The sequence below is a fragment of the Bradyrhizobium ontarionense genome (genome assembly GCF_021088345.1).
Taxonomy (GTDB): Bacteria; Pseudomonadota; Alphaproteobacteria; order Rhizobiales; family Xanthobacteraceae; genus Bradyrhizobium; species Bradyrhizobium ontarionense.
The window spans coordinates 6,199,727-6,214,792 of record NZ_CP088156.1 but is presented as its reverse complement, the minus strand read 5'-3'; the positions used below and the strand labels follow the sequence as shown (position 1 = coordinate 6,214,792).

The 15,066-nt window shown below is 64.1% G+C and carries 17 protein-coding genes; 11 read left to right on the top strand and 6 right to left on the bottom strand.

Features of this window, described 5'->3' with window-relative positions:
• Positions 1–107 precede the first annotated feature (107 nt).
• The 5 genes from LQG66_RS27310 to LQG66_RS27290 form a co-directional block, all read right to left on the bottom strand.
• Positions 108–1,016 (bottom strand): ABC transporter substrate-binding protein, encoded by a 909-nt coding sequence (locus LQG66_RS27310; protein ID WP_231318725.1) that lies wholly within the window; start codon positions 1,014–1,016, stop codon positions 108–110.
• A 102-nt stretch (positions 1,017–1,118) separates the two neighbouring features.
• Complete coding sequence (locus tag LQG66_RS27305) at positions 1,119–1,712, bottom strand: SCO family protein (RefSeq protein ID WP_231318724.1); 594 nt, start codon at positions 1,710–1,712, stop codon at positions 1,119–1,121.
• Positions 1,713–1,733: 21 nt separating this feature from the next.
• Positions 1,734–1,922, bottom strand: coding sequence for a hypothetical protein (locus LQG66_RS27300; RefSeq protein WP_231318723.1), 189 nt, complete (start codon positions 1,920–1,922; stop codon positions 1,734–1,736).
• Positions 1,923–2,057: 135 nt separating this feature from the next.
• Positions 2,058–2,582: a hypothetical protein gene (locus LQG66_RS27295; protein WP_231327967.1), complete on the bottom strand. Its 525-nt coding sequence runs from the start codon at positions 2,580–2,582 to the stop codon at positions 2,058–2,060.
• Positions 2,583–3,424: 842 nt separating this feature from the next.
• Positions 3,425–3,916, bottom strand: coding sequence for a hypothetical protein (locus LQG66_RS27290; protein ID WP_231318722.1), 492 nt, complete (start codon positions 3,914–3,916; stop codon positions 3,425–3,427).
• Between the two features lie 33 nt (positions 3,917–3,949).
• On the opposite strand from LQG66_RS27290, the gene LQG66_RS27285 reads away from it, so the two are divergent.
• The 10 genes from LQG66_RS27285 to LQG66_RS27240 all read left to right on the top strand — a co-directional run bounded on the left by LQG66_RS27285 (position 3,950) and on the right by LQG66_RS27240 (position 12,987).
• On the top strand, positions 3,950–4,315 hold the full coding sequence (locus LQG66_RS27285) for a nuclear transport factor 2 family protein (RefSeq protein ID WP_231318720.1): 366 nt from the start codon (positions 3,950–3,952) through the stop codon (positions 4,313–4,315).
• Between the two features lie 240 nt (positions 4,316–4,555).
• Positions 4,556–6,391 (top strand): AMP-dependent synthetase/ligase, encoded by a 1,836-nt coding sequence (locus LQG66_RS27280; RefSeq protein WP_345778918.1) that lies wholly within the window; start codon positions 4,556–4,558, stop codon positions 6,389–6,391.
• Between the two features lie 190 nt (positions 6,392–6,581).
• Positions 6,582–6,830 carry a hypothetical protein gene (locus LQG66_RS27275; protein WP_231318717.1) on the top strand — a complete coding sequence of 83 codons (249 nt, stop codon included), beginning with the start codon at positions 6,582–6,584 and terminating at the stop codon, positions 6,828–6,830.
• Positions 6,827–7,528 carry a helix-turn-helix domain-containing protein gene (locus LQG66_RS27270; RefSeq protein WP_231318716.1) on the top strand — a complete coding sequence of 234 codons (702 nt, stop codon included), beginning with the start codon at positions 6,827–6,829 and terminating at the stop codon, positions 7,526–7,528. Before LQG66_RS27275 ends, LQG66_RS27270 begins: the two co-directional genes overlap by 4 nt.
• Before the next feature lie 427 nt (positions 7,529–7,955).
• Complete coding sequence (locus LQG66_RS27265; RefSeq protein ID WP_231318715.1) at positions 7,956–8,306, top strand: hypothetical protein; 351 nt, start codon at positions 7,956–7,958, stop codon at positions 8,304–8,306.
• Positions 8,293–8,511, top strand: a complete 219-nt coding sequence (locus tag LQG66_RS27260) for a hypothetical protein (protein ID WP_231318714.1) — start codon at positions 8,293–8,295, stop codon at positions 8,509–8,511. Before LQG66_RS27265 ends, LQG66_RS27260 begins: the two co-directional genes overlap by 14 nt.
• A 217-nt stretch (positions 8,512–8,728) precedes the next feature.
• Complete coding sequence (locus tag LQG66_RS27255; protein ID WP_231318713.1) at positions 8,729–9,424, top strand: HK97 family phage prohead protease; 696 nt, start codon at positions 8,729–8,731, stop codon at positions 9,422–9,424.
• Positions 9,421–10,602, top strand: coding sequence for a phage major capsid protein (locus LQG66_RS27250; protein ID WP_231318712.1), 1,182 nt, complete (start codon positions 9,421–9,423; stop codon positions 10,600–10,602). The genes LQG66_RS27255 and LQG66_RS27250 overlap by 4 nt, the downstream gene beginning before the upstream one ends.
• Positions 10,603–10,754: 152 nt before the next feature.
• A complete protein-coding gene (locus LQG66_RS27245) occupies positions 10,755–11,192 on the top strand; it encodes a hypothetical protein (protein ID WP_231318711.1) in 438 nt (145 codons plus the stop codon).
• Positions 11,185–12,987: a phage tail protein gene (locus LQG66_RS27240; RefSeq protein WP_231318710.1), complete on the top strand. Its 1,803-nt coding sequence runs from the start codon at positions 11,185–11,187 to the stop codon at positions 12,985–12,987. The genes LQG66_RS27245 and LQG66_RS27240 overlap by 8 nt, the downstream gene beginning before the upstream one ends.
• A gap of 166 nt (positions 12,988–13,153) precedes the next feature.
• Here the strand turns inward: LQG66_RS27240 and LQG66_RS27235 are convergent, their stop codons facing one another.
• Complete coding sequence (locus LQG66_RS27235) at positions 13,154–13,579, bottom strand: hypothetical protein (protein WP_231318709.1); 426 nt, start codon at positions 13,577–13,579, stop codon at positions 13,154–13,156.
• 480 nt (positions 13,580–14,059) lie between these two features.
• Here LQG66_RS27235 and LQG66_RS27230 point away from each other — a divergent pair, with 480 nt between their 5' ends.
• Complete coding sequence (locus tag LQG66_RS27230; protein ID WP_231318708.1) at positions 14,060–14,968, top strand: hypothetical protein; 909 nt, start codon at positions 14,060–14,062, stop codon at positions 14,966–14,968.
• Positions 14,969–15,066: the final 98 nt, after the last annotated feature.

Genomic DNA, 15,066 nt, shown 5'->3' with positions numbered 1-15,066 from the left:
GGAAGCAGTCTGGATTGCGTCGTCGCCGCGCTCCTCGCAATGACGGTGGATGCGCAGCGATGGTGGGCACGGCGCGATGCGCCCTCGCCCACCCTACAGGTGAATTTCTAGAACGGGCTGATCGAGAAATAGCGCAGCCACAAATCAGTGTAGCGGCCTTTTTCCCAGACCCGGAACAGCGCCCAGTTCAGGGCCTGGCGCAGCAGGTCGTTGCCCTTGCGCACGCCGATCCCGACGCCCTCGCCGAAATAGCGGCTTTCGACAAAAGGTCCACCGGAAAAGGCGCAGCAATCGCCGGAATCGGTGCCATTGACCCAGAACGCCAGCGAAATGCCGTCGCCGAAGATGAAGTCGACCTCGCTGCGGCGGAGCGCCTGCCTCAGCGCTTCCTCGTTCGGATAGGTCTTGATCTCGGCGTCGGTGAACATCGCCTTGAGATAGGCCTCGTGCGCCGTCCCGGCGACGGCGCCGATCTTCTTGCCCTCGAGATATTCGGGGCGGATCTCGGTCATGACCGCATCGCGGCGGGACACGAAGCGGGCGGGCGCCCGGTAATAGGGGTCGGAGAAATCGAGCCGCGCCCGCATCTGCGGCGTGACCGCCATCGAGGCTATGATCGCATCGCCCTTGTTGGAGGACAGCGCGTCGAGCAGGGTCTCGAAGCGGCGCATCTGGACGGTGCAGGTTACCTTGATCTCGTCGCACAGGGCGCGCGCCAGGTCGACGTTGAAGCCAGCCGGATTGCCGTCGGGACCGGTGAAGTTGAACGGCGGGTAGTCGGTTTCGGTGAGGAAGCGAATCACGGTCAGGCGCGACAGGTCCGGGCGCTCGGGCCGGCGGCGCGGATCCCAGAAGCCGGGCACCGCCTGCGGCGCGGCTTCGACCGGCGGCTTCGCGGGGGTCTGGGCGCGCGCGTCCGAGCAGGCCGCAGCCAAGCCGAGGCAAACCAGCACGCCCGCGATCGCGCCGGCGGCCGATGAGAGGAATTTCACGTGCGATGACAAGGCGGTCGGCATCAGCGATCCCGATGGTCGAAAGGCCTTATAGACCATCCGACCGCAAATTCGAGGCCGGATTCGGCCCGCGCCCGAAGCCGTCCCAGGCGATCGTTAACGGGCTCAGAGATACCGTTTCAGCTCAGTGGCCGCTTCCTCGGGGGTCCGCTTCAGGTTGAACGGCGCGACGAACCGGCCATTGCGGTCCATCAGGTAGACCAGAGCAGTGTGGTCCATGGTGTAGTCGCCGTCCTTCAAAGGCACCTTCTTGGCGTAGACGCGGTATTCGGTCAGAACCTTCGCCAGCACCTCGGGATCGCCGGTCAGGCCCTTGAGATGGGGATCGAAGCTCGACAGGTAGTCCTTCATGGCGGCCGGATTGTCGCGCTCGGGATCGACCGAGATGAAATAGGCGTTCACCCCGTCGGCATCCTTGTCCATGGCGCGCAGCACCTCGGAAATCTCGAACAGCGAGGTCGGGCAAACGTCCGGACAATGGGTAAAGCCGAAGAAGATCAGGGTGGGCCGCCCCTCCAGGCTCTTCTCGGTGACGACGCCGCCGCTCTGGTCGGTGAGCTGAAACGGTCCGCCGATCGCGGCCGGTGCCGCGATGTTGCGCCCACCACCCATGATGAGGAACATCAGCGACAGCCCGACCACCAGGCTGGCGGCAAAAGCTCCAACGATCACCAGCGGACGGGTGGCATTTGACGGCATGCCGAATTCCTTCACTCTCTCTCAGAAGCAGGACCGGAGACCGGCGGCGATGGTCTCGAAGAACACCGCGGTCCCGTACTGCGCCCACAAGGTCACCGCGCCGGCCACGAGCGCAACGGCCGCAAGCCCGGCCGCCAACGCCGGCGCGGATACCGAACGACGGCCGGCGGAAGCGGACGGTATCTCTTGCGGCGCTGAAAGAGGCTGCATGATGGCGTGCTCATCCGGCGGGTGATGGCCGGGCGGCCGGCCCGCCCTCGCGCCTTCAGATAGGCCCCGCGGACGATGGAGGCAAGCGCGCCTGCCCCGAGCCGATCAAACCTATGCGAGCAGTCCGCGACGCCGTCAGTGAGAGGCGGAGGCCTTGGCGGCAGCCGGCGACATCGCCGGGGCATTCGGCGCCACCTGGGACGAGGCCGGCGAGGACGCCTGGGCGTCCATGTAGCAGGGCCTGTACATCGCCTGCAGTTCCTTGCCCTTCAGAAAGATCATCCGGGGGGTGAGACCGCCGCGCAAGGCGATCCAGCGGCGAATCTGCGAGGGGTACATCGAATACAGCATCTGGGTCGCCTCGGGATTGGTGACGGCCCGGCCGTTGGCGCCGAAGTCCCAGGCGGCGTGAAAGCCGAGATTGGCGTGCGAGGTGACGCAGATCTTGTCGTGAGGAACGGCCCCCAGCACGATCGTGCAGGCCGAGGCGCAGAGCCCGTCGATGATCACATACTCGCCAGCGGTTCGCAGGCCCTGGTACTTGTCGACATAGGTGCCGATCCGGCCGCCGCGGTCATCGGCGATCCGGACCACGGCCTGGCTGGCGCCGACCCCCGACAGCAAGAGAACGACCGTGAGCAACCCCGTCCAGAATTTCATGTCGAGCCCCAGTTCAAACCCGGCGAAACCGATCTGACCGACTGTGATGTGCTTCTTGTGATGCTTCGACTGCGGAGGACCTTGCAATCACGAGCCCTCCCCAGAACCGGAACGCGAAAGCCAAATCCAAATCGCAGGTGCAGCGTGTTGCGAGATCGTGTTTTTGTCCAGGACGGCGCAGCCGGGGAAACCAAATTCAGCGCGAGTGTTGCAAGCCCGCTGCACCATTGAGTCGCTACGACGAAAAAACGCCCAACCCTGGTTCCGGACATGGCAGCGCCGCCACGAGCAGGGCAGCAGCTCGGCATGATTCGCCCCGCCGCGCGACATCCGTGTCACGGCGGCGCGAAAAAAGCCCCGTGAAATCCCGGGGCTGTGGTGCGGCAGTATCCAGCCGGCGTCAGGCGCGCGCGTGGATGGTCACCTTGCGATTCGGCTCCGCGCTCCGCCTTGCGGGTGATGGTGGTGCGCTCGCGCGGCGCGTCTTCGCGCCGGATGACGTGATGCGGTCGCGATCGCAGGTGCGGGATTCGCCAACGGTCATACCGGCACCAACGGGTCCGAAGCCGAACTCCGATCCGCGCTTCATCCGCCTGTGCTGCCGGCACCAGCAGCCCCCACCCCGACGCTGCGGCCAACGCAACCTCAGGTTTTATGACGTTGTCCGTCGAAATCTTCCTGCTGCAAGAAATCGCATCGCGGCGGGCCAGTTCCGGCGCCGGCGCACAGCGCAGGGCCGGCCTCCCTTCATGGAGAGACGGAGCAGTGTCGTTCGGACCTGGGATGTCACAGCCGCAGGGGCGACCATCTGTCTTCGATGTCCTCCCGGCCACGTCGGTGATCTAATCGTCCGGCAGGCGAATGCGCGCGCCGAACGTGACGAGCGGCGCGTCGGTGGCGCCGAGCTGGATCTGGCGCTCCGGCACTTCCTGATAGCTGCCGTCTTCAGTCTTCCTTAACTTATATTGCCAGACCGTTAACGTCTCGCCGCGCACCAGCGCATCACGAATGCGGCTCGCGCCGCGTCCCGGCAGCTTGAGCAGATCAGCGCGCATCATGCCGATCATCGTCGGGCTCTCGCCGCGATGCAGCTCGAAGAAGACCATGCGATTGGGCTTGTCCTGCGGTTTCAGGACGGTGTCTGCCGTGAACAGGACGAGACAGATCGCGACCGCAATCCACTTCCAGGTATCGGACGTCATGCGACGCATTCCCCCGCACCGGCCCTGCGCGTTGGGTAATCCTCGCGCAAATGGTCGGCAACTTACAGTTTTGTCATGCCAAGTGAGATGACGTTCGACGTAATCGATTCGCTGCGCGGCAGGCGCAATCATCGGCTCCTCATCGTTCACAACTTGGAGAGCACCATGACCGACGCAACTGCAATCGCCGCCAGCTACATCGCACTGTGGAACGAACGCGACGCCACCGAGCGCCGCGCCCTGCTCGCACGGCACTGGACCGCCGACGCGATCTATGTCGATCCGCTGATGCGGGGCGAAGGACATCAGGCCATCGATGCCCTGGTCGCCGGCGTTCAGCAGCGCTTTCCCGACTACACGTTCCGACTGATCGGATCGGCGAACGGTCACGGCAACTACGTCCGCTTTTCCTGGGAGCTCGGCCCCGAAGGCGCTGATGGCCCGATCCAGGGCACGGATTTCGCCGAGCTGGCGGACGGCCGAATCCGGCACGTCACCGGGTTTCTCGACAGGGTGCCGAACGGCGCGTGATCCGCCGCTCACGACAGACAGCGCTCCGGTCCGGAGCGCTGTCTGTCGTGCACATCGCCGGCCAGTCGGGATGAAACCTTCCGATTGCCGGGCTCCCATGCCGAGACGGACGAGCCAGCGCCACCTGATTGCGCTACGTCAACGTCGGTCCCGATCCGCCGCGGCAAGACGCTCACATGGCGACGGAGCCCAGGACCGCCGGAGATGGGCGTGCAGCAATCAAATCCACCCGATCATCACATGAGCGCGGCCGATTCGCTGGCTGCGGTTTCGACGTTGCCGGAGCTGTGGCGCTGGCGGGTTGGGCTGAGCCCGGACAAGGCGGCCTATCGCCATTTCGACCCACAGCGCGGCGCATGGGCGAGCTTTTCCTGGCGCGAGATCGACGCCGTCGTTGATCGCTGGCGACGGGCGCTGGCGGCCGAGGGATTCGGCAGAGGTGAGCGCATCGCCATCCTGATGCCGAACGGTATAGCGCATCTCGCCATGGACCAGGCGACGCTGTCGCGCGGGCTGGTTCCAGTGCCGATGCATGCGGTCGATAATGCCGACAGCATCGCCTACATCCTCGCTGACTCCGGCGCCCGGCTGCTGCTCGTCGATTCCGACGAGCGCTGGGCTGAGATCGCGGCGGTCGGCGAAGCCCTTCCCGATATCAGGCGGATCGTCTGCGCTGACGTGCGAACGGCTCGCGCGCCTGGCGGTGATCCGCGGGTCATCGACCTCCAGGCCTGGCTGGGCGCCCACGCCGATGCCGAGCCACCCCACGACGATCCCGCCATCGATCCTCACGACCTCGCCGCGATCGTCTACACATCGGGCACGACGGGGCGGCCGAAAGGCGTGATGCTGTCGCACGACAACGTCGTGTCCAACCTCAAGGCGATCCATCAGCGGCTCGCGGCAAGCCCCGACGACGTGTTCCTGTCGTTCCTGCCGTTGTCGCACACGTTCGAGCGGACCGCAGGCTACTCCTACCCGATCGCCATCGGCGCCTGCGTCGCCTATGCGCGCTCGGTGAAGCAGCTGTCGGACGACCTGCTGGAGGTCCGTCCGACGATCCTGATTTCCGTGCCGCGCATCTACGAGCGGATCTATTCGCTGGTCATGCATCACCGCGCGATCGCAGGTCCGCTCGAACGCGCGCTGCTCGATCTGACGCTCGCAATCGGCGGCCGCCGCTTCGATGCGCAGCACGGGCGCGCGACGACGCTCCCGGCGTTCGACCGCGTGGCATGGCCGCTGCTGAAGCGGCTCGTCGCCGACAAGGTGCTGGCGCGGTTCGGCGGGCGGCTGCACGTGGCCGTCAGCGGCGGCGCGCCGATCGCCGAGCCGGTGGTGCGGCTGTTCCTCGCGCTCGGGCTCGAGGTGCTGCAGGGCTACGGCATGACCGAGACTTCGCCGGTCGTCAGCGTCAACACGCTCGACGACAACGACCCGCGCACCGTGGGCCGCGCTTTGCCCGGCATCGAGGTCCGCATCGGCACCAATGACGAGCTGATGGTGCGCGGCGCGAACGTGATGCTCGGTTACTGGCGCAAGCCGGAGGAGACCGCGCGCGTCAAGGAGCCCGATGGCTGGCTGCACACCGGCGACCAGGCCCGCATCGACCATGGCCGCATCACCATCACCGGGCGGATCAAGGACATCCTCGTCACCTCGACTGGCGAGAAGATCGCACCCGCCGATCTGGAAACCGCGATCCTGACCGATCCGCTGTTCGAGCAGGCGATCGTGATCGGCGAGAACCGTCCGTTCCTGGCCGCGATCGTCGTGCTCAACGCCAAGGGCTGGGCCGAGCAGCAGGCAAGGCTTGCGGCGCACGGCCAGCGCGGCACTGATGCCGAGGCCGCATCATTGCTGCGGCACATCGCCCGCGCCGTGAAGGCCTATCCGTCCTACGCGACGCCGAAGGCCGTGCACTGGACCTTGGAGCCATGGACGGTGCAGGAAGGCCTGATCACGCCGACCTTGAAGAACAAGCGCCCGGCGATCGAGCGCGCCTTCGCAAAGGAGATCGAGGCGATCTACGCCAAGCGGCGAGAGGCGCAAACGCCGGCAGCGGTCCGCGGCTAAGTCGGCGTCATTCTTCGATTTTTGGCAGACACTGGAGCGGGCGAAGGGAATCGAACCCTCGTATGCAGCTTGGGAAGCTAGCTGTTAGCGAGCCGAATCAAGATGATGGCTGCAAAACAGAGCTTTGGCGCATTAAGACGGATCAATTGGTTACGGGCGGAAAGCAAAACGCCGGCCAGGGGGGCGTGGCATGAAGCCCCGCTCCAAAATGGGCGCAGATGACCGCGCCCGGATCAGCATCCTGACCACGGCGCGTATGGCTGATCCCGCCGTCCGCGCACGCATCAGCGAACGCACCAAAGCCGGAATGGCCGCCGCGAGTGGCACGGTTGCTGACCTGCGGCTGCTCCGAGACGCGTGGGGCCGCGCAAGGCCGGAAGCGCGCGCCCGCTTCCTTACTGAGATCTTCGCACCCGCCTGTTCGGAAGAGCGCGAATGAGTTGGCAGGCGACAGCGTGGGCCGTCGAACAAATCGTCGGGCCGCCGGCGCGTAAGCTCCTACTCCTCGTCCTGGCGAACTATGCCGACGAACATGGGATCTGCTGGCCTTCGCAAGACACGCTTGCGGCGAATACTGGCATGTCCCTCGACACGGTTCAGCGACAGACGAAGAAACTGCAAGATGGCGGTTTCCTAACAATTAGCCGGCCACCAAAGCGCCGGGGCCAATGGCAAACCTTCGTCTATCAGCTGCACATGCCCAGTCTGACCAGGCCGCAAAATGCGGCCCGGTCGAATGCCGATATCGCCTCCCCTGACCGGGCTGAATGCGGCCCGGCCGGGCCGCAACCAGCCCGAAAACCAGGCCGCATAGCTGTGCGGCCTAAACCTTCAATAGAACCTTCAATAGAACCTCTACGCGCGCGAACGGCGAGCGAGGCAGCGGAAAGACTGCTGGCCTTCCAAGGGAAGCAAGAGGCGCCAGAGGTCGTTCAAAATCGCATAGCTCGGAGGTTGGGACCGGAAGGTTGGCTGATCTTGGGTGAGCTAAGCGAGGCCGAGCGGGATCGGCTCAGCGCATTGGAACGTCGTCACCTGCTCGACGATGACCTGCTGAGTGAAGCTGTCTCGCGTGCCCGGTTGGCGCAGCGGTCGCGTACCCGTGCTGCCGTAGCATGCGGAGGCGGCTCGTCATGACGATCAATCGTGGCCAGGGGGCCGGTCAAATCCCCAAGAAGTCTCTTTCCTTTCTACCGCATGTCCCCACATTGGAGGATTTTTTTCTTCCGTATCGAAAATTCGCACACGCGATCAGGCGGTGCGATGCCAGTAACGCGCATCGTTCAAGCGTGGACGTGGCGGGAAGCTGCATTCGCCTCGAGGCTCAAAAGCTAGCGCGATCTCCAGCGAATGCGCCAGCGCCTTCCACAGCGTCACTGAGCGCTGTTCGCGGATCAGCCAATGCGCTCATTGGCGCGACGATGATTATTTTGCTGCCAACACGGGGGGGCATCAAATCTCCGAGCGCCAGCACCTCGGGACCGGTGTCCAAACAACACGCTGTTTTTCGAGGGTTAGCAGAATCATTTTTTGTCGAGCAAAGATGTTACACGAGGGAGACGACGTGAAACGCCGGTTCATCGACGAAACTGAGCTTGCCGAGATCGACGCTGATCTCGAAGAGCTTGAAGCGTTGATGCGCAAGCGGCCGCGCCGTCGCGACGCGCCAGCCGTCGGTGGTGGAACGTTGAAGCCATCGACGCGTACCCGCGCACCTGGCCTTCGGCCGCGGCCCGCCGCATTCGCGCGCGCCATTGCGGTGTCACAACTCGAGCCGCTCGCGGCGGCTTTCCGTGCAGGCTACCGCGCTCCCAATCGAATGACCGTATGGCGTCTTCTGCGAGACGCAAAGGTGCGCGCGGAGATCGAACGCTTATCAAGCGAAATGCGGGAGGCACATAATGAGCAACATTGACGATCTGGCGGCGGCGTTCGCTCAGCAGAGCATGAATGCTTGGTCAGGGCAGGAGCTGCCGCAGGAGCCGATGGCCCGTGCGTTTGTTACGCACGGCGCGATCATGACGGCCGCGATCGTCGGCGCGAAGCAATGCGCGGCAGAACTCCGCGAGATGGCCGATCAACTCGAACTCGGCGCGTCGCCGGTCGCTGGACACGGGTGATACGAAGCATGCTTGCAACATTTCCGCGAATCGATCAGAAGCGAAATCGGCTCTCGTTTATCGGTTGCCAGCGCGATGCTGGGGCCCTCCCGAATAGCCACCTTGCGAGTGCCAGCGCGACGCTGGACAGACGAGGCGAAGGTTTCCGCCGGCAGTGGTTGCAATTCGCAGCTGCGCGTTGCGCGGAATTCCTCACGCTTTGCTGCACGGGTGGCAGATGAACGAGCCGGTTCTTCGCAAAATTCCTGAAATCGACGGCGTCCCGCTGTCAATCAAGTTTGCCGGCACTGATACGCCAGGCACGCTCGAAGGTTACGCCTCCACGTTCGGCAACGTCGACCTGGGCGGCGATGTCGTTGCGCCTGGCGCCTTCACCAAGACACTGGCGGATCACCGGGCGGCCGGCACGATGCCGGCGATGTTGTGGCATCACCGATCTGGCGAGCCGATCGGCAAATGGATCGAGATGGAGCAGGATCCAGCAGGTCTTCGCGTCAAAGGGCGTCTTACGCTCGAGGTCGCACGGGCTCGCGAGGCGTACGCCCTAGCTCGCGACGGCGTCCTCTCGATGTCGATCGGCTACCGTGCGACCGATACCGGCCGATCCAACGGCAATCGCGTCCTGAAGACCGTCCGGCTCGACGAAGTCTCGTTGCTACCGCTGCCAATGAACACGTCGGCGCGGATCATGGCCGTGAAATCGGCGGCAGAGGTTTCGAGAATCACAGATTTGAGGGCGTTCGAAGAATTCCTGCGAGATGCCGGGTTCTCTCGCGCCTTCGCGAAGGCCGTGGCGATCCACGGCTTCAAGGCCGCAGCCGGTCTGCGCGACGCAGACGGAGCGGACACGGCTCGCCACGTGCGAGATCAAGCCACAGCATTCGCAAACGCGATCAAAGGACTTTCAAAATGAAACACGTTCTTCCTCCACTCGAATTCAAGGACGGTGGCGGCGCCGGCGATGACGATGAGGTCAAGCAGGCAGTGACCACTCTGACCAAGACCATGACCGAGGCGATCACGAAGATCACGGCCGACGTCAAGGGGATCCGCGATCGCCAGGACGAGATCGAGAAGAAGACCAACCGCTCCAGGCTCGCGGGCGGCGGTGTCGTCGATGACGATGGCAAGGGTCTGGCTGCAGAGTGCAAGGCATTGGGCAGCTTCGTTCGCACTGGCGATAATTCGGTCTTCGCCGAAGTGAAAACCAACAGCATCGGTTCTGATCCCGACGGCGGCTATCTCGTGCTACCCAACATTTCGTCGACGATGACGAAGCGCATCTACGATCTGTCGCCGATGCGACGCCTGGCTCGCGTGGAGACGATCGCTAACGGCGATGCATGGGAAGAGCCGCTGGACACCGATGAAGTCGCCGGCACTTGGGTTGGCGAGCAGGAGGATCGGCCGGTCGGCAAGACGGCGCAAGTCGGAATGTTGCGGGTGCCGCTCTCTGAGATTTCCGCGAACCAACCGGTGACGCAACGGATCCTCGACGATAGTTACATCAACATTGGTGGATGGGTGACCGGCAAGATTGGTGACAAGTTCGCCCGTGCCGAAGGCATCGGCTTCACGACTGGCAATGGGATCAAGCAGCCGCGCGGCCTTTTGTCATATCCGACGTCGACCGCTACCGACTTGGTCCGGCCGTGGGGCACGTTGCAATACATCCAATCAGCTACAGGCGCCGCGATCAACGGGGACGACCTCAAGGCCTTGATGTGGGCCGTTCGCGCTGTCTATCGTCAAGGATCCTGCTGGCTCATGAACAGCAATACCGCGGCCGCGATCGACAAGCTCAAGAACGGCGACGGCGATTATATCTGGCGCGATGGTCTCACCGCCGGCGCTCAGCCGTCTTTGCTTGGCTATCCGGTCGAGTTCGATGAGAGCTACCCAGACATCGGTGCTGGCAACGCGCCCGTCGCGTTCGGCAACGTCAAGTTGGCCTACTTGATCGTTGATCGTGTGGGCATCAAGATGCTCCACGATCCCTTCACCAATAAGCCGAATGTGCTGTTCTACGCGTACAAGCGCGTCGGTGGCGGCCTCGCACATTCTGAAGCGGTGAAGCTGCTCAAGACTTGATCGCGCCACGGACGCACTGGCGAGATCCGGGCGGGAGGCAGTCTGAACCGTAGGCTGCCTCCCGATCACGGCAATACGATTCCGGGCAACGTCGCCGGCAGCACTACGGGCAGCGGTCAGGTTTCTCCCGAAGTCAGGAAGGACATTCAGCGGTGCTACATCAGGATCAAATATCAGCGGCCGAGCTGCTGAAGAACTATCTGGGCTCGGCAACGCGTGAGGCTCCGAACGTAGACGATCCATGCTTCGAATTCGTCGTTGGCTGGATCGCGCTCGCGCGTGGACAGGACGCGCGAGCGGCCTATCTCGCTGACGGCTACATATCCCCGCTGCGGCTGCAGCTCGATCGCGAGCTGTTTCTGACACGTGCTCAGATGATCGCCGATCGGCTCGGCTTGCCGCAATCCGACGGCGCGGCTGACGGGGACGTTGGACTGCTCGACGTGCTTTCTCCAGACGGCAATGGAGGAATCAGGATCGCAGGCGCCATGGCGATAAAGAGCCGCGGCCTGTGGTTCGCTCGGACCAAGCGGGGCGTGCTTGCGGGGCCGTCACCATTTATTCGGGCATGGTCGGTTCCCCATGGTTGACACGATCGGCTTTGTGATTTTGGACGCGGTCGGCATCACCGCGGTCACGGCCACCACGGCCTCGATCATCGGCACCGCGGTGATCCTCGCGACGACGGTCGGCCTGCAATATCTGCTCGGTCAGCCGAGCGCGCGCGACCTGCCAAAAGCCTCCAACGGTCATCAGCCGCTGCGCCAGCCGATTCCGCCGCATATCTACGCCTATGGCCGGGTGCGGCTGGCCGGCTACTACGCGCTGTTCGAGGTGCGCAACGGCGCAGCCTTCACGATCCAGGCGCTGCACAAGGGTCAGATCTGCAGGTTCCTCAAGGTCTACCTGCACGATGACGAGGCCAATGTGCTGCCGGATTCCTCGGTGACCGGAGCAGTCGGCACCTCCGACTTCCGCTATTCGGCGGGCGCCGATCCGTCATCGGGCGGCCATCCGCCGATCGTGATCGAATATCGCATCGGGCACGCAACCGAGACCGGTTATGACCGTCCGGTCCAGGCCATGCCCGATATCTGGACCTACAGCCATCGCGGCGACGGCATCGCCAGCCTGTTCATGTCGGCAGGGCCGGTCAGGGCGGAGAACTTCTCGGCGGTGTATCCGCAAGGCCTGCCGCAGCCGTCCGCGCTGGCGGACTGGCTGCCGGTGTGGGACCCGCGGGTGCCCGGCCAGGACCCCGACAATATCGCAACGCTGGGACCGAGCTACAATCCCGTGCTGCAGGCGATCGACTTCGTTACCAATGCCGCGCACGGCCTCGGCTTCGATCGCGCCGCCTGCATCGCGCCGGTGCTCGATGCGCTGATGACCGAGGCCTCGATCTGCGACGAGCTCGTCGGTCGCCGCGACGGCGCTACCGAGCCGCGCTATCAAGCCTCGGGATCGTGGAATTCCGAGACCGAACCGGCGGCAGTGCTCGACGGCATCATGGCCGCCTGCGACGGCTGGTACACGTTCAATGGTGACGGCACGTTGTCGATCAAGGTCGGCAAGTATCGCGAGCCGAGGGTGACCTTGCCGCAGCGTCATATCCTGGCGCTGTCGGTCGACAACGGCATCGAGGACGAGAGCAGCGTCAATACCCTGGAGTGGAATTTCACCGATCCGGACAACAAGTACAAATCCTCGCCAGGGCTCGCCTGGCGCGACGAAACCGCGATCTTCGAGAGCGGCCGCAGCCGTTCGCAGACCATCGACCTGACCTGGGTGCAGAGCCACGCGCAAGGTCGGCGGCTGATGAAGCGCAAGATCGCGCAGATCAATCCGCGGCGCAAAGGCACCATCACCACTACGCTGTACGGCATCGCGGCACTCGGAGAGCGCTGGGTGCGAATTCAGGACGACCGCCATCCGGACCTCGCCGACACCATCGTCCAGATCGGCAAGGCCGTGATCGACATCTCGGCGGCGCGGCTGACCTTCGAATGGATCACGGTCAACACCAACGAGATCGATGCCTGGGATCCGGGAACGGAGGAGGGCATGCAGCCGACCACCGGCGACGACAATCCCGGCGACACGCTGCCGGTGCCGCAGCATCTCGCGGGCACCGCCGCCGGCGGCACCATCACCTTGACCTTCGATGATCCCGCGCGCGCTGATGTTACCTATGTGGTGCAATTCCGGATCGGTGCAGGGGCCTGGGTGCAGACGCCGTCAGGCAGCGCCAGCTCCAATGGCACCACCGTGACGCTGGTCGTCTCCGGTTTCTCGACCGGCCATACGTATGAACTTCAGGTCGCGACACAGCGCTCCCTGGGGGTGCTCAGCGCGTGGTCGTCGAGCGTGATAGTCGCCGTCTAGCAAAGCCCGAAAGGTGCGCGTTCAAGATGCCTGATCGATGCCGGGATCAGCGCGCAAAACGCGATAGGTGCGCCGACGTCCCAGCGCTGCACCGAGGCCGAACAGTCCGATACCCGCCAGCAGACTCACACCTGCCTCGATGACGGGCCTTCCTCCGGCGCTCAGCTCACGTGGACGGCTTTGTCCCGGATCTCTTCGTTCTCGGAGACGCTGCAACGGTTGCAGCCGCGGCCTCCTGCTGCCGTTTCTGCTCGGCGATGGCGGCAAGCTCGGCGCCCTTCTGCGCGGCCTCTTCTTCCTTGACGAGCAAATAACCCTTCTCGGCCATGCACCCGCGCGCAACGGTATCTGCCGCGTCAGACCGCTCCACAGCGGCGACGGCACCAGCGATGCCGCCGCCGGTAAACGTGACGCCAGATAGCGCGGCCTTGTTGCGCTCGCCCAGGCATGCCGTGGCGTCGACCTCGTATTGTGTGCGCAGGACTGGATTGTCTTTCGCTGGCTGACCGTCGACGCGGACCCAGACCATTTTCGGTGCGGCAGCGCAGCCGCTGAGTGCGCAGCAGAGCGCGGCGCTCAGGATCAATCGCATGGTTGTTGCCCCCCGTTTCTCCCCACCTGCCATCCAATCTCAACCGGCGCGCGAGAGCAAGGGAGGATGCACGGCCTCCGTTCCTCGGTCGTCGCCGGCAGATTGCCTAGGAACTGGCTTCACTAACTGCTGAGACAGCAGAAATCGGGACGCGTGCCGAAGCGCCCCCGGGTAGGGGTGGATTTTTTTACCAAATCAGCGCAAGGTGTCCGTGGGCCTGATAACCCGGACCGAAATATAGCCGCACCATGCTTGGTCAGCATACCGTTTCCCGATTGGCGTCGGGACGATCGCGGCTGAATGAAGCGGCGCATTGGCGTGCGCCTCGACCTGGCATTATGATGCCGGGAGGGCCGCGCCATGTCCAGAGGGGCAACCCTTAAAAGCGCCGCCGCCTTTCTTTCGGAAGGTTATCAGCTCCCGGCTGCCGGTCCGTCACCGGCAACGGCCCTGATAAGCCGATATCCGAGAGCTCCACCCATGACCTTCCAGCGTCCGATTTTCCCGCCCTGCCTGCCGATCCTGAGTCCTGCCGACGCGCCAGAGCAGGCGCGCAATGCGACAACCGACCCGGCAGCGCCGAACGGCACTCCCGCCGACAAGGCCTGTCAGGAAGCCTTCTGCGGCTCGCTTGGCGCCACTCCCAAACCGATTTCCGGCCAGAAGCAGGGTGATGATCAAGAGCCCAATGCGGGCGCCCCCATCACTCGGAGAGTTGCCATGACCGCTATCGCTGCTGCCCCCATCGTCGTTACCGCCTCGATCGCACCGGCACTGCCCGGTCCTGCCACCGAGTTGCTTGCGCCAATTGGCGCAGGCTGCTCCGAGGACGCCGGGCTGCTTGAGCTCGGAAGGCAATTGAGGGCAGCTTGGGCGCACGAGAACGAGCAATATCGCCTCAGCGACGTCGTCCATGATGACGCAGAACTTCGGGCTTACCACCTGATTTTGAGCCCAAGAAACAGAAGCGCCGTCGACCGGAGGATTCTGCGTTGGCTTGGAGCGACGGACAGCGGCATTATCCCACGCGACATCGAACGACTGCGCAACGAGCAGCCGCATCTCGGGCGCGAGGAGATCACACGCGTTCGAGAGCTAATCAGGGCGCATGACGGATATCGTCGGCGCTCAGCCGAGCTGGAAATCGAGACGATCGATGCGCGCACCATAGCCGCAAACGAGGTAACCGGCGCGATTGTCGCTCGCATCGAGGCGACGCCTGCCCGAACGCTGGCGGGGTTGCTGGTAAAGGTCGAGGCGGTCCGCTGGTGCCGCACTGGCGACCTGACCGATGAGGAACTGGCGTGTGAGGCGACGGATACCCGGCTGTGCCAAACCATCCTGCTCGATCTGGCTGCGATGGCAAGTGGATCGCTGACCACAACCTGATCCGGAAGCCGCCATTCGGAGGCCGCTCCAATTTGCGCAGCCTCCGTCATTTCCTATTCCAAGATCGCGCCGAAAGCGCCCTATTGACAACAGTAAGG

Bases quoted from the DNA above. Each gene is read 5' to 3' on its own strand.
- LQG66_RS27310 (WP_231318725.1), bottom strand. From the start codon at position 1,016: ATGCCGACCGCCTTGTCATCGCACGTGAAATTCCTCTCATCGGCCGCC.
- LQG66_RS27305 (WP_231318724.1), bottom strand. From the start codon at position 1,712: ATGCCGTCAAATGCCACCCGTCCGCTGGTGATCGTTGGAGCTTTTGCC.
- LQG66_RS27300 (WP_231318723.1), bottom strand. From the start codon at position 1,922: ATGCAGCCTCTTTCAGCGCCGCAAGAGATACCGTCCGCTTCCGCCGGC.
- LQG66_RS27295 (WP_231327967.1), bottom strand. From the start codon at position 2,582: ATGAAATTCTGGACGGGGTTGCTCACGGTCGTTCTCTTGCTGTCGGGG.
- LQG66_RS27290 (WP_231318722.1), bottom strand. From the start codon at position 3,916: ATGATTGCGCCTGCCGCGCAGCGAATCGATTACGTCGAACGTCATCTC.
- LQG66_RS27285 (WP_231318720.1), top strand. From the start codon at position 3,950: ATGACCGACGCAACTGCAATCGCCGCCAGCTACATCGCACTGTGGAAC.
- LQG66_RS27280 (WP_345778918.1), top strand. From the start codon at position 4,556: ATGAGCGCGGCCGATTCGCTGGCTGCGGTTTCGACGTTGCCGGAGCTG.
- LQG66_RS27275 (WP_231318717.1), top strand. From the start codon at position 6,582: ATGAAGCCCCGCTCCAAAATGGGCGCAGATGACCGCGCCCGGATCAGC.
- LQG66_RS27270 (WP_231318716.1), top strand. From the start codon at position 6,827: ATGAGTTGGCAGGCGACAGCGTGGGCCGTCGAACAAATCGTCGGGCCG.
- LQG66_RS27260 (WP_231318714.1), top strand. From the start codon at position 8,293: ATGAGCAACATTGACGATCTGGCGGCGGCGTTCGCTCAGCAGAGCATG.
- LQG66_RS27255 (WP_231318713.1), top strand. From the start codon at position 8,729: ATGAACGAGCCGGTTCTTCGCAAAATTCCTGAAATCGACGGCGTCCCG.
- LQG66_RS27250 (WP_231318712.1), top strand. From the start codon at position 9,421: ATGAAACACGTTCTTCCTCCACTCGAATTCAAGGACGGTGGCGGCGCC.
- LQG66_RS27240 (WP_231318710.1), top strand. From the start codon at position 11,185: ATGGTTGACACGATCGGCTTTGTGATTTTGGACGCGGTCGGCATCACC.
- LQG66_RS27235 (WP_231318709.1), bottom strand. From the start codon at position 13,579: ATGCGATTGATCCTGAGCGCCGCGCTCTGCTGCGCACTCAGCGGCTGC.
- LQG66_RS27230 (WP_231318708.1), top strand. From the start codon at position 14,060: ATGACCTTCCAGCGTCCGATTTTCCCGCCCTGCCTGCCGATCCTGAGT.